This window comes from Mucilaginibacter litoreus (assembly GCF_042676805.1).
GTDB lineage: Bacteria > Bacteroidota > Bacteroidia > Sphingobacteriales > Sphingobacteriaceae > Mucilaginibacter > Mucilaginibacter litoreus.
Map to the genome: position 1 here is coordinate 1 of NZ_JBHTHZ010000005.1, position 14,847 is coordinate 14,847.

Annotated in this window: 8 protein-coding genes and 2 rRNA genes; 7 read left to right on the plus strand and 3 right to left on the minus strand. The window is 44.6% G+C overall.

Annotated features, from left to right (window positions below):
- Positions 1–106: 106 nt before the first annotated feature.
- Positions 107–2,986, plus strand: a 23S ribosomal RNA gene (locus ACFQZX_RS08165).
- Between the two features lie 198 nt (positions 2,987–3,184).
- A 5S ribosomal RNA gene (gene rrf, locus ACFQZX_RS08170) occupies positions 3,185–3,296 on the plus strand.
- A 4-nt stretch (positions 3,297–3,300) separates the two neighbouring features.
- Here the strand turns inward: rrf and ACFQZX_RS08175 are convergent.
- On the minus strand, positions 3,301–3,486 hold the full coding sequence (locus tag ACFQZX_RS08175; RefSeq protein ID WP_377113630.1) for a hypothetical protein: 186 nt from the start codon (positions 3,484–3,486) through the stop codon (positions 3,301–3,303).
- Between the two features lie 174 nt (positions 3,487–3,660).
- The gene (locus ACFQZX_RS08180; protein WP_377113633.1) at positions 3,661–6,033 is read right to left on the minus strand and encodes a TonB-dependent receptor domain-containing protein; all 2,373 of its coding nucleotides are present in this window, start codon (positions 6,031–6,033) and stop codon (positions 3,661–3,663) included.
- A gap of 109 nt (positions 6,034–6,142) precedes the next feature.
- Here ACFQZX_RS08180 and ACFQZX_RS08185 point away from each other — a divergent pair, with 109 nt between their 5' ends.
- The 5 genes from ACFQZX_RS08185 (at position 6,143) to xylA (ending at position 13,746) form a co-directional block, all read left to right on the plus strand.
- On the plus strand, positions 6,143–7,603 hold the full coding sequence (locus ACFQZX_RS08185) for a sensor histidine kinase (protein WP_377113636.1): 1,461 nt from the start codon (positions 6,143–6,145) through the stop codon (positions 7,601–7,603).
- On the plus strand, positions 7,593–8,282 hold the full coding sequence (locus ACFQZX_RS08190; protein ID WP_377113638.1) for a response regulator transcription factor: 690 nt from the start codon (positions 7,593–7,595) through the stop codon (positions 8,280–8,282). Before ACFQZX_RS08185 ends, ACFQZX_RS08190 begins: the two co-directional genes overlap by 11 nt.
- Before the next feature lie 306 nt (positions 8,283–8,588).
- A complete protein-coding gene (locus ACFQZX_RS08195; protein WP_377113640.1) occupies positions 8,589–10,601 on the plus strand; it encodes a beta-L-arabinofuranosidase domain-containing protein in 2,013 nt (670 codons plus the stop codon).
- A 299-nt stretch (positions 10,602–10,900) separates the two neighbouring features.
- Positions 10,901–12,388 carry a xylulokinase gene (locus ACFQZX_RS08200; protein ID WP_377113643.1) on the plus strand — a complete coding sequence of 496 codons (1,488 nt, stop codon included), beginning with the start codon at positions 10,901–10,903 and terminating at the stop codon, positions 12,386–12,388.
- A 26-nt stretch (positions 12,389–12,414) separates the two neighbouring features.
- Complete coding sequence (xylA, locus tag ACFQZX_RS08205; protein WP_377113646.1) at positions 12,415–13,746, plus strand: xylose isomerase; 1,332 nt, start codon at positions 12,415–12,417, stop codon at positions 13,744–13,746.
- Positions 13,747–14,147: 401 nt separating this feature from the next.
- Here the strand turns inward: xylA and ACFQZX_RS08210 are convergent, their stop codons facing one another.
- Positions 14,148–14,738, minus strand: coding sequence for a hypothetical protein (locus ACFQZX_RS08210; RefSeq protein ID WP_377113648.1), 591 nt, complete (start codon positions 14,736–14,738; stop codon positions 14,148–14,150).
- Between the last annotated feature and the right edge of the window lie 109 nt (positions 14,739–14,847).

Here is a 14,847-nt window from a genome sequence, read left to right on the forward strand (position 1 = left end):
TAAGTTGGCAGTCAGCAATGACTAATGACCCAGTGACGCAATGACTAATAAGCGACTCGAACAATAAAAAACGTATCATGCCGAGCAAAAGCGGCGTAGATATTAGAAGAAAGTAAGAAAGGGTACACGGGGGATGCCTTGGCTCTCAGAGGCGATGAAGGACGTGATAAGCTGCGATAAGCTCCGGGGATCAGCAAATATGAATCGATCCGGAGATTTCCGAATGGGGAAACCTAACTATTTGAAGAATAGTTGCAAAAAGCGCGAACCTGCTGAACTGAAACATCTAAGTAAGCAGAGGAAGAGAAAACAACAGTGATTTCCAGAGTAGTGGCGAGCGAAATGGAAGCAGCCCAAACCCATTATGTTACGGCATAATGGGGGTTATAGGACCACGATATGACTATTGAAATGAACCGGAATGGGGTGGGAAACCCAGCCATAGAGCATGAAAGCTGCGTACGGGTAAGTAACAGTAAGATAGTGGTATCCTGAGTACCGCGAGGTCGGAGACGCCTTGTGGGAATTTGCCGGCACCATCCGGTAAGGCTAAATACTCCTGAGAGACCGATAGTGAACCAGTACCGTGAGGGAAAGGTGAAAAGAACCCCGAACAGGGGAGTGAAATAGAACCTGAAACCGTGTACTTACAAGCGGTCGGAGCGGACATGTTCCGTGACGGCGTGCCTTTTGCATAATGAGCCTACGAGTTACTCCTCTCTGGCAAGGTTAAGTGGTTCAGCCACGCAGCCGAAGCGAAAGCGAGTCTGAAAAGGGCGTATAGTCAGAGGGGGTAGACGCGAAACCTTGTGATCTACCCATGGACAGGTTGAAGGTGCCGTAACAGGTACTGGAGGACCGAACCGATAAACGTTGAAAAGTTTCCGGATGATCTGTGGGTAGGGGTGAAAGGCTAATCAAACTGGGAAATAGCTCGTACTCCCCGAAATGTTTTTAGGAACAGCGTGGTGGTAAAGTTAACTAGAGGTAGAGCTACTGATTGGGTGCGGGGGAGTCAAATCCTACCAAATCCAGACAAACTCCGAATGCTAGTTAATATACACTGCAGTGAGGCTATGGGTGCTAAGGTCCATGGCCGAGAGGGAAAGAACCCAGACCATCAGCTAAGGTCCCCAAATTAACGCTAAGTTGAACTAACGAGGTCCGATTGCACAGACAGCTAGGATGTTGGCTTGGAAGCAGCCATTCATTTAAAGAGTGCGTAACAGCTCACTAGTCGAGCGATCGGGCATGGATAATAAACGGGCATTAAGCGTTATACCGAAGCTATGGATTACACTATTAGTGTACTGGTAGGGGAGCATTCTATATGCCGGCGAAGCAGGAAGGACGACTGACTGTGGAGGTTATAGAAAAGCAAATGTAGGCATAAGTAACGATAAGGCGGGAGAGAAACCCGCCCACCGAAAGACTAAGGTTTCCTGATCAACGCTAATCGGATCAGGGTTAGTCGGGGCCTAAGGTGAAGCCGAAGGGCGTAGCCGATGGACAACTGGTTAATATTCCAGTACTTTTTATAACTGCGATGCGGTGACGGAGTAGTGACACTGACGCGAACTGACGGAATAGTTCGTTAAAGGCTGTAGGTATAGGTTTGGTAGTTAAGTACGCCAGATTTGCTGAAAGCTGATAGTACCTCGAGCCTTCGGGTAAGGGGATAGTTCAGGTAATCAGACTTCCAAGAAAACCCGCTAAGCTTCAGGTTATAAAAACCCGTACCGTAAACCGACACAGGTAGTCGAGGAGAGAATCCTAAGGTGCTCGAGTGAATCATGGCTAAGGAACTCGGCAAAATGGCCCTGTAACTTCGGGAGAAGGGGCGCTGGCAGCAATGTCAGCCGCAGTGAAAAGGCCCAGGCGACTGTTTAACAAAAACACATGGCTTTGCAAAATCGAAAGATGACGTATAAGGCCTGACACCTGCCCGGTGCTGGAAGGTTAAGAGGGGATGTTAGTCGCAAGGCGAAGCATTGAATCGAAGCCCCAGTAAACGGCGGCCGTAACTATAACGGTCCTAAGGTAGCGAAATTCCTTGTCGGGTAAGTTCCGACCTGCACGAATGGTGTAACGATCTGGGCGCTGTCTCAGCCATGAGCTCGGTGAAATTGTGGTATCGGTGAAGACGCCGGTTACCCGCAACGGGACGGAAAGACCCCATGCACCTTCACTACAACTTAACATTGATATCGGATACAGGATGTGTAGGATAGGTGGGAGGCTGTGATCTGGCTTCGCTAGGAGTCAGTTAGCCAACGTTGAAATACCACCCTTTCTGTATTTGGTGTCTAACCCCTTAATGAGGGGGACATTGTTTGGCGGGTAGTTTGACTGGGGTGGTCGCCTCCAAAAAGGTAACGGAGGCTTTCAAAGGTAAGCTCAGTACGCTTGGTAACCGTACGCGGAGTGCAATAGCATAAGCTTGCTTGACAGTGAGACAGACAAGTCGAGCTGGGTCGAAAGACGGATATAGTGATCCGGTGGTTCTGCATGGAAGGGCCATCGCTCAAAGGATAAAAGGTACGCTGGGGATAACAGGCTGATCTCCCCCAAGAGCTCATATCGACGGGGAGGTTTGGCACCTCGATGTCGGCTCGTCACATCCTGGGGCTGGAGAAGGTCCCAAGGGTTGAGCTGTTCGCTCATTAAAGTGGCACGCGAGCTGGGTTCAGAACGTCGCGAGACAGTTCGGTCCCTATCTGTTGTGGGCGTTGGAAGTTTGAGTGGGGCTGACCTTAGTACGAGAGGACCGGGTTGGACTAACCTCTGGTGAATCTGTTATGCCGCCAGGTGTACTGCAGAGTAGCTACGTTGGGAATAGATAAGCGCTGAAAGCATCTAAGTGCGAAACTAGCCACGAGATGAGACTTCCTTACAGGATCGTAGCAGACGACTACGTTGATAGGTTACAGATATAAAGGTGGTGACATCAAAGTCGAGTAATACTAATCATCCGAAGCTTTCTCTAACAGAAGAAATTGCTGTTGTTTTCTCCGAAAATTACTTCTTTCAATAATTGTCTTAGATATGAGAGGTGAGATATGAGATGTGAGACGTGGTCTCCATCTAAAAAGATCTGCTTCTTAATATCAATAAAATATTGGTTTGTTATGTAAAAGATGATGAGTCTCAGCTCTCAAATCTAACATCTCAGATCTAAAAGCCTTCAGGTGCCTATATCGGCGGTGTCCACCTCTTCCCATTCCGAACAGAGAAGTTAAGCCCGCCAGAGCCGATGGTACTGCAGTAAAATGTGGGAGAGTAGGTCGGTGCCACCCTTTATCAGTAACCCTTCATCCAAAAGATGAGGGGTTTTCTGCGTTTAAAGCGGTTGCCTGTTACGGGTAGCGGGTTGCCTGTTGCCGGATTGCCGGATTGCCGGATTGCCCAATCCCCATAACCTGCACCCGACCCCCTGTTCACGAACACACAGGTGAACAACGTGAACACGCTTAATCTACTCTGCATCAGATCTATCAAAATATTGGTGACACAACCGCGTCAGCGCTGTCGAATGGTTCGACAGGCTCACCATGACAAAGGACTGCTTTAACCTATCGTCCTGCTTAAGAAAAAAGCAGGTGAACGCATCTCTTACAAACCCCATGAGACATGCACTACCTGTTATTGTTAGCGTAACAATCATTGTGCGCGTTTTCTTTCTTCCTCGCTCGCCGTTGTTCTGCTGCGTGAAGCAGTTACATTCCTGCCCAAACGCCAGGTTATACTAAGCGTAGCATTACGGCTTTCTACATGATGAATGAACCTGCTTTGCTGATCCTGAAAATTAATATTTACCTTGTCAACATTAGTATTAAAAATGTCGTTTACCGCAAGGCGCAAAGTTCCCTTCCCACCAAAAATATTGGTTTTTATACCCGCGTCAATTTCCGAATTATGACCACTCCTGTAAATGGCCTGCAAACCCGGGCCGTTATAAACGCTGTTAATTTCTGCTTTTAAACCATTTTTCGAGTTAATAGTAAACGCCTGGTTGAGCACCCCTGCAAAAGAGAATAAGTGGTAATCATAACTGCCCGACAGGTAAGCCGATTTTTCGTGCTGCCTGAATGCATCTGCAACTACATTAACTTCCCACCATGTAGTTGGATGGAAAGGTGCCGATATACGCAAACCCGCTATAACACTCAGCCCCAGGTTGGCATGTGTGCCATAGTAAACCTTTGTTTGGTTATCCTGTATGTTGATGTTGGTAAACAGATCATGCGTTGCCGTATAATAAGCCGTTACGTTATATAGTTGTTTATAAGTGTAACCAAATTCTATATTATGCACAAAGGCGGGCTGCAAAGCCGGGTTGCCAACGTAAATATTATATGGAGATGAATAACGCTTTGCCGGATTCAGTCGGTTATACTCAGGGCGATCTATCCGGTACGCGTAATTGAGTTGCAGTTCATGGTCGTCACTAAGCTTGTATTGGGCAAACAGCGTTGGAAACAACTTCAGGTAATTTCGCCGGTTAAGCGAATCTAACGTTACTGAATATCCTCGTGTGCGGGTGTATTCGCCTCGTAAACCTGCTTGTAGCGTCCATTGGCCAATAACTCCCGAAAAACTGGTATAGGCTGCCGCGGTATTTTCATTATAAGTAAAATGGTTACTGTTTTGAGGGATGGCCGTTAAAGTACTGCCATCCCGGTTATAGTAATCAAAATCATTATAGCTCTGCGTGCTGCTGTACTTAAGGCCCGATGTAACCTCCCAGCGTCCGGCTAATTTATAATTATAATCTATCTTACCTGAATAGATGTCGATGTGTTGACGGCTGGGCGTATAAATATGGAACATGTTAGGTGTACGGCTGCCATCCGGAAGGAAAGACAGATTATCTGCATATGCATCAGAACTTGTTTGATAGGGCGAGTAGTCAGCATCAATATTCAAACTTCGCTTGCCCGAGTCAAGCTTTAAGTTATAATTCAAGTTGTAAGTATACTGGTTGCCACTATTCTCCGAAAAGTTATCTGTTTGTAATGTTGAATCTAAAACCAGTTGCTTATTAGTGATACGTGTCAGCGTATGTCCCTCCGTGTTACCCTTGCGGTTACTGCCGGTCACCAGTAAACCTAATACTTGATTATCTTTTAGCTGATAATCTAAACCAACCCTGTAGTTATGATTATCGGACTGATAAATATTCCTGTTCGGGCTGCCCCAAAGTGAATTGCCAAAATCGATGTAGGTATCATGATCCTGAAAGTTATGGCGATGTGCAAATCCATACGAGCCGTAAACATTAAGCTTATCTTTCCTGTAATTGAACGATGTACTTGCGTTATACCCGCTGTAAGTGGCTTGGGTGAACCCGCCATTCAACGTTACGTTAAAGCCTTGTTTCTTTGCTTTTTTAGTAACGATGTTGATTACTGAGGCTCCTTCGGCTTCAAATTGTGCTGGCGGATTGGAAAACACTTCTATGCGGGCTACCTGGTCTGATGGCAGGCCTTGTAAATAAGCGGGCAGGTCATCTCCCGAAAGCTGTAATGGTTTTCCGTCAAGGTAGATCTTTACAGTTTTACGGTTAGCTGTTATATCGTTACTGGTATTTACCTGTAATCCAGGGGTTTTAATTAGCGCTTCCCAGGCGCTGCTACCCGAAGCCAGTATGCTGTTCTCTACGTTAAAGCTAACGCGGTCTATCTTACGTTCAATAAGCGGGCGGCGGTAAGCTATGGTAACTTCGTTCAGGTGCTTGCTATCAGGCTGCATTACCAGCAAAATACTGTCTTTTGGCAATTGCAACTGCATTTGCACGGGTTGATAACCAACTAAAGTTGCTGATAAAATATAAATTCCGTTAGCCGGGTAAACCACATTAAAGTTTCCGAGGTCCGCAAAGGCAGATGCTATGTGCTTATGATCTTTGGTTAAGGTAATGGTTGCCGCATCTAACGGATGGCCTGCGGCATCAGTTACTTTGCCTTTTAACCTCAACTGTGAAAAGGCAAGGCCTGGCAATATCATCAGGAAGAACAATAAAATCTTTTTCATGATGCAAACCTACCCTAAGCCTATGTTATGGCTTGTTAAGCAATGTTAAACAAGGTTAAATCTTATAAGGCCCTTATCATCATCAGCTAATTATTAGCAAATTCGTATTATGAAATGGTTTTCAAACCGGTATGCTTATCCGCTTGTTGGCCTGGCCATGCTGGCCAGTATAGTATTGCAGGTGGCCTGGCTCACTCAGTTATTCCGGGCGCAGCAAGTACAGGTTGCGCGCGATCTGGAACACGCCATAAGCGATGCTACACGTATGAGTGATTATTTGAGCGTTGCCCCGGGACACGAAAAGAGCGAGAATTTCCGCACGTTCTTTTTATCAGCAGAATGGCTGCAGTTAAAGCAAGCTTTCACAAGCATGCGTAAACGAAAAGTAAGCAGCCGGTTCAGTTCTGAAATTGAAAATGACAGCACCATTATAGATATCAGTTTACGATTTCCTAATAACAAACTGCGGCAAAAAAAAAATCATGTTGTGCGCAGCTTTAATAAAGGTGAAACTTTGGAATCCGTTATGGCGGCAGACCACAGGGACCTGATCAGGATGGATAGCCTTGTGAAGAAGGAACTTCTGAAAAACGGGCTTGATGTAAATGGCTACCATTTACTCCATAACTATGATACCGGTAAGCCGGAAGATCCGCAGATGTGGAAGCGGGCGCAGCAGGCCGACTACCGCAGTCAGTTGTACGCTTACAATATCAACTTTTTTTTTCATAGTTATCAGTATGTGGTGCCCTCGCTTAATAATGTGGTCATCTACCGGATGCGCTATTACCTTATTTCCTCTTTCCTTATGTTGCTGCTTACTGGTTTGGCTTTCTACTTCCTGTTCAGGGTAATGCGGAGTCAGCGCCTTTACACCCAGGCCAGACTGGCTTTCACAGGCAACATGACACATGAGCTAAAGACACCGGTAGCCATAATTGATGCCGCATTGGATGCTATTACCCGCTATCAACTAACGCATGATCCGGTTAAGCTGGAGAATTATATAGATATCAGCAAGACCGAATTACAGCGCCTGAACCAGATGATAGACAAAGTGTTAAACCTTGAGCAGCTGGATAACGGAGGTATAAGGCTCCAACCGGAGTTGTATGATGTGCAACAGGGATTGGAAAGCGTTGTCAACGCTATGCGCCTGCGTAATGAAAAGCAAGGGGCTATTATTAACTATCTGCCATCAGCGGAGCCTTGTTTTGTAGATGGCGACCCGGTACACCTGACCAATGTGTTTTATAATATCATAGATAATGCGTTAAAGTATAGTGGAGATAACGCAATTATCACTATAACCTGTAACTGCAGCCACCAGGATGTAAGGATCTCTATAGCTGATAACGGACCTGGTATTCAAAAGATACATCAGGAGCGTATATTCGAGCGCTTTTTTAGGGTAACTGATAATCCGGATATTCATAATGTCAAAGGTTCGGGCCTTGGGCTTTACTATGTCCGCCAGATTGTTAACCTGCATAAAGGTACGATAAGCGTACATAGCAGCGGCCAGGGCAGCACATTTATTATTGATTTACCAGCCTATAATGAAGTATAAAGTTCTATACGCCGAAGATGAACAAACACTGGCGCAAATTATTAGTGATGGACTTAAGAACAGTGGTTATGATGTTGAACTGGCGGCTGACGGAGAGGAAGCACTTCGGAAGTTTGAAATGGCTCCGCCTGATATCTGCGTGCTGGATATCATGATGCCGCTGAAAGACGGTTATTCGCTGGCAGAAGATATCCGCAAGCAGGATAGTGGCATCCCGATTATTTTTTTAAGCGCTAAATCCCTTGCCGAAGATGTAATTAAGGGTTTTAAAAGCGGCGGTAACGATTATTTACGTAAGCCGTTTAATATGGGTGAGTTGCTGGTGCGAATGGAAGCCTTGCTCCATCGTTCACAGACAAGTGATACAAAGAACAACTCAGATGCAGGGCATCTGTCATTCGGTGCATCTGTACTTGATCCGGTAAGTCAACAGCTTACTACGCCTGTTAGTACTTACAAACTTTCTTTTAAGGAAACAGCCCTGCTGAATCTATTGCTTAAACACCGTAATGTATTGCTGGCCAGGCAAGTGCCTTTATTGGAGATATGGGGGGATGATAATTTTTACAACGCGCGCAGTATGGATGTTTTTATGTCGCATTTGCGAAAGATGCTCAAAGACGATGACAGTGTGGAACTGATGAGCATCAGAGGCGCGGGGTATAAACTGATCTATTAAATTAAACTCCATAACTGACATTTGAAGCGAAAACGTTCTGTTGATTATCGGCCGCCTGCAGTAAACGTATGCTGTAACTAATCTTACAGATCCCTCTGTTTCTGATGGCGTTAATATGGATTTAACGGAGTTTATAATAAAAATAACCTGTAACCTTAATATTTAAAAACTATGATGAAGCTGCTACTCTATGCGAGCAGCGGTTAATGCTACAACAATACCTGCGCGCATGATTATTTTAAGTACTGATAAATATATACAATGTGTATTTTGCATTGCATTTACAAAAGAGTTTTATCTATGCTTATGAAATTTTATATGTGCGTAATATTCGCGCTGCTTGCATCATCCGTATCCGCACAGTCGCCTGTAGTGATAACGCCACGTGCACCTTTGAAACAGGATGTTTACCAGGAATTGCCATTGGGAGCAATTACACCAAAAGGTTGGTTACGCGAAATGCTTATAAAGCAAAAGAACGGTGCTACCGGCCGTTTAGATGAGTTATATCCTTTAGTAATGGGAAAGCGTAACGGTTGGCTTGGCGGTGATGGCGACCAGTGGGAGCGAGGCCCATACTGGATAGATGGCTTACTACCACTTGCTTACATCTTGAAAGATAAAGAGCTAATAGCCAAAGTTAAACCATGGATAGAATGGACCATAAACAGCCAGCAGTCAGACGGATATTTTGGCCCCTCAAGAGATTACGGGCCTGAACCTGGCGTTCAGCGCGACAACAGCCGCGATTGGTGGCCCAAAATGGTGATGCTGAAGGTGCTTAAACAATATTATATGGCCACCGGCGATAAGCGCGTGGTTAATTTGCTCACTAACTACTTTCATTACCAATTAAAAGAGCTGCCATCAAAACCGCTAAACCACTGGACGTTTTGGGCACAACAGCGTGGCGCCGACAATTTAATGGTTGTATACTGGCTGTACAACATAACCGGCGACAAATCATTACTGCAACTTGCCGAATTATTGCACCGGCAGACATACGATTTTACAAACGCCTTTTTACATACCAATGTGTTAAGTACTATGGGCAGCTTGCATGGTGTAAACCTTGCGCAGGGCATGAAAGAGCCTATTATTTACTACCAGCAACATACTGAGCCACAATATGCCGACGCATTTAAAAGAGGCTTGGCTGACCTTACCCGTTTTGATGGGATGGCTCATGGGCTTTTTGGCGGCGACGAAATGCTGCATGGTAATAACCCCACTCAAGGCTCGGAGTTGTGTACAGCAGTTGAAATGATGTTTACGCTGGAAAGTGCACTGGCAATAACCGGAGACGTAAATTACGCCGACAGGCTGGAAAAAATAGCGTTCAATGCATTGCCATCACAAACCACTGAGGATTACATGGCAAGGCAATATTTTCAGCAGGCTAACCAGGTGATGTTAACCAGGAACAATGGACATAATTTTGACGTTAACCACAACGGTACCGACCTGTGCTACGGCCTGCTTACCGGTTACCCGTGCTGTACATCAAATATGCATCAGGGCTGGCCCAAATTTACCCAAAACCTTTGGTATGCCACCGCCGATAAGGGTTTGGCAGCATTACTTTACTCGGCCAGTGAAGTGAATGCTATGGTTGCTGATGGTAAGAAAATAACGATCAAAGAAGAAACAAATTATCCTTTCGAAGAAGCTGTAAGGTTTACAATTTCGTTTGAGCAAAAGAATGCCCAGGCGATATTTCCGTTTCATTTAAGGGTACCCAACTGGTGTAATATGGCAACTATAAAAGTAAACGGTGAACCGTTGCAGCAAGGTAAAGGTGGTGAGATTGTAAAATTGAACAGAAAATGGAAGAACGGTGATAAGGTAGAGCTGATTTTGCCAATGCACATCTTTAAAAACACCTGGTACGAAAATTCTGTATCGGTGGAGCGAGGCCCAATTGTGTACGCTTTGAAGATAGGTGAGCGGGAAAAGCAAGTGCAAAATACTAAAGACCCGATAGCTTATGGCAGTAATTATATAGAAGTACTGCCTACTACACCATGGAATTACGGGCTGCCAGAATTGCCTTCAAAAAACCTTGACGAGCGTTTTGTTATAGCGAAAACCGCAAACTTAGCTACATATCCCTGGAATCAGGAAAATGCCCCGGTTAGATTAAAAACCCAGGCGGTGCGCATTGCAAGCTGGCAGTTATACAATGACATGGCCGGGCCGCTACCGTATAGTGTAATTTATAACGAAGGGGTGGCAAAGCAGAAAGAAGAAGAAATTTTATTGATACCTTATGGTTGTACTAAGTTAAGGATTTCTCAGTTCCCGGTTGTCGGCAGATAAATGGAATTATGCATCCTGAACAAGGATGGATTCTGTCTTTAACTGTTGCAATATATAATAGACAGGAATTTTTTTATCTAAAACAGGTAGCTAATGTCTTGCCCGTATAACGCTATACTGATCTATTGTGGTTATAGAGGGGTTGGTTATTTCTGTAAAGTTTTCGTTAGAGTATCCGCATTTACTAATAATTGGGGCAGTCCAAAATTCATGGCAGTTATGCAAAATAACATTTCGCAATCGATCGCGTTCTTTTAAAAGATGTTAATTTAGCGATATATAAATCTAAAAATTCAATCATGTTATTGCTGGGTATTGATATAGGCACATCATCAACAAAAGTGTCGGTGATTGATGCGCTGACACAAAACATTTTGTCAAGCGCACAATTTCCTGAAACCGAAGCGCCTATAAAGGTTTTAAAACCCGGCTGGGCAGAGCAGTCACCGGATATGTGGTGGGATCAGGCCGTAAACGCCATCAAAATATGCAATGGTAGTAAAACATACAATCCGCAGGATATTACTGCAATTGGTATTGCCTATCAGATGCACGGTTTGGTAATGGTTGATAAAGATGGAAATGCACTGCGCGATAGTATCATCTGGTGCGATAGCCGGGCCGTTGATATCGGCAATGAGGCTTTTTTAGCCATTGGCGAGGAGCGTTCCTTATCACACCTGCTTAATTCTCCCGGGAATTTTACGGCATCAAAATTAGCTTGGGTCAAGCAAAATGAACCTCTCTTGTTTGAGAGGATTTACAAAATAATGCTGCCCGGTGATTACATCGCCATGAAACTTACTGGTGATGTTACCTGCTCGGTATCTTCTTTATCCGAGGGGATATTTTACGATTTTATAGCGGATACATTCTCTGAAAATGTCATTAATTACTACGGCTTTGATAAAGGGATGTTCCCGCAGGTTAAACCAGTATTTTCCGAACATGGGTTACTATCAACGGCCATTGCGGCCGAACTTGGCCTTAAACCAGGCATACCCATAACTTATAAAGCGGGCGACCAGCCTAATAACGCATTATCCCTGAATGTTTTGCAGCCGGGTGAAGTAGCGGCTACTGCAGGTACTTCTGGCGTTATATATGGGGTAAGCGATGAATTGACCTTTGACAGCCAATCAAGGGTAAACACGTTTGCACACGTTAACTACCAGAATAATCAAAAGCGCCTTGGTGTATTGCTTTGCATAAATGGCACAGGCAGCCTTTACCGTTGGATAAAAAGCACCTACGGTTCTGGCTTGAGCTATAACCAAATGAATCTTGAGGCTGCAACCGCACCTGCTGGTAGTGAAGGCTTGCAGATATTACCGTTTGGGAACGGCGCGGAGCGGATGTTAAATAACAAACAGCCCGGCGCCCATATTTTGGGCATCGATTTGAATTTGCATACCCGCGCTCATATTTTAAGAGCGGCGCAAGAGGGTATTGCCTGTGCGTTCAGATATGGGTTGGATATTATGCGGGAAAACGGCATGTCGCCGTCTGTTATACGTGCCGGGCAGGCAAATCTCTTTTTAAGCGACCTTTTTACCCAAAGCTTTGCCGACTATACCGGCGTACCTGTAGAACTTTACCAGAATGACGGGAGTGTGGGTGCTGCCATAGGTGCAGGTATTGGCGCTGGTGTGTATGCAAACAGTGCCGATGCATTCCTGAATATTAAACCTTTAAGATACGTTGAACCCTCGGGCAGCGGTATCGAACCATTTTATCAGCGTTGGAAACAGTTGCTGGAAAGCATATTGCAAGAAACCACTAAATAAACTTAAAAAATACTAATCAAAAAATCATGGCAAACATTTGTATAGGCGAGCAAGAGTTTTTTAAAGGTATAGGCCAGGTCAAATATGAAGGTACTGAAACAGACAATCGTTTTGCATACCGCTGGTATGATGCCGACAAAGTAGTAGCGGGGAAGGCTATGAAAGATCATCTGCGCTTTGCGGTTGCTTATTGGCACTCGTTCTGCGGCAACGGTGCAGATCCGTTTGGTGCGCCAACGCATGTTTTTCCTTGGGATAAAAGGGCTGATGCGGTTGAGCGTGCTAAAGATAAAATGGATGCCGCTTTTGAATTTATTACAAAAATGGATTTGCCATTTTATTGTTTCCACGATGTGGATGTGGTAGATTATACCAATGACGTTACAGAAAATGACCGCCGTTTACAAATAATGGTTGATTATGCAAAGCAAAAGCAGCAAGCCAGCGGTGTTAAACTGCTGTGGGGCACTGCAAACCTGTTCAGTAATCCGCGTTACATGAATGGTGCCGCAACCAATCCGGATTTTCATGTTTTGGCACATGCCGGTGCACAGGTCAAAGCGGCCTTAGATGCTACTATTGCCCTTGGAGGCGAAAACTATGTGTTTTGGGGCGGCCGTGAAGGTTATATGAGCTTGCTTAACACTAACATGAAACGTGAGCAGGAACACCTGGCCAAATTTTTACATACAGCGAAAGATTACGCGCGCCGCAATGGCTTTAAAGGGACATTTTTTATCGAACCAAAACCTTGCGAACCAACCAAGCATCAATATGATTATGATGCTGCAACGGTGCTTGGTTTTCTGCAGAAATATGATCTTATTAACGATTTTAAATTAAACCTGGAAGTGAATCACGCTACATTGGCCGGACACACTTTTCAGCATGAGTTGCAGGTAGCTGCTGATGCAGGTTTATTAGGTTCCATAGATGCCAACCGGGGGGACTTGCAAAACGGCTGGGACACAGACCAGTTCCCGAATGATATAAATGAAGTTACCGAGTATATGCTGATCATCTTAAAAGCAGGTGGTTTTCAGGGTGGGGGTATTAACTTTGATGCCAAGATACGCCGTAACTCAACCGACCGCGAAGACCTGTTTGATGCGCACATCGGCGGAGTTGATGTATTTGCGCGTGCACTAATCACTGCTGACAATATCCTCCAAAAATCCGACTACAACAAGGTGCGCCAGGACCGTTATGCTTCATTTGATAGTGGTAGCGGTAAAGACTTTGAACAAGGTAAATTATCATTGGAGGACCTTCGCCAATATGCCATAGACAATGGTGAACCGGCAACTACAAGTGGCAGGCAGGAATATCTGGAAAACGTTATTAACAGATACATATAATAAAAACCAGGCTCTGCCAATTGGTTAGTTTTGTTGCATGGCGTGTAACGCTTTACAGATATTTTATTACTGGTATTTTTAAACGTGCGTTTGCGCAAGGCGATACTCCGGTCATATTCGTGATCAGATACAATGATATGTACAGCATCAGGTTAAAGTAAAGTGGGTATTGGAGGCAGTGATAAGTGCAGATGGAAAATTTGTTGCCTGATAAAAACCATGATAAGGTGAAAAATTTGTAAAAACTTACCAATCGCAGGAAGTTGACGATGCCGCGCCTAAAATCTTTGATGGTGGCGCAATAAAGGGCTGGTAAATAATATATACTAACCATTAAAAATACAAAGAGCCGCTTAATTGTATGATCAGCGGCTCTTTTAACGTTGGTTGATAACATTGTATTATTGGACATCAGTATCACCTTTAACGGTTTTGGATAAACGGAATGCGGTAAGCAGGTAATAAAACGCGCCAAAGGCTGCATAACCTGCCAGGCTTGTAATCCCTTTAGTAGGATCGTGCGCCAGGATGATAAAAGAAGTACCACCGATCATGGATTGCCCTCCACTAATAATCATTGGCCATTGTCCGCCTAATGATTTTCTACGGCGCAGGCCAAGGATCAGCTGGATCAATCCTGTACCTATTGCCCAGACCCCGAAAACGATTAATGTTTCCGGTACACCACGTTGCAGTGCAACGCCTACAGCTATAGTAGTGAGCGAACTGATAACCAAGTTAACATACTGTGGCGTTTTAGAGATGGGGCCACTGTTAGCGCGGATATCAAGTAAGGTACCTACTACATCCCAGGCTGGGTAAATAATCAACAATATGCCGGCAACTGAGGGTGATGCCTTAGCAAAAACAGAAACGAGTATAACCCATAATATAGAAAAGCCTGCGCGTGTAAAATATAAATTGCGTAAAGCTTTTGCAGTTTCAACGGCCTTGCCGTTTACTGTAGCATCCCGGGAAGAATTTGTTGTCATGATAAATTTTTAAGTGCTTTCTGTGACAAATTTGTAGTGAATAGTTTTTAGAAATTTTCACTTAAGTGAAAACAAGCCAGAAGGTTACAGTATAATTACAATTAGGTTT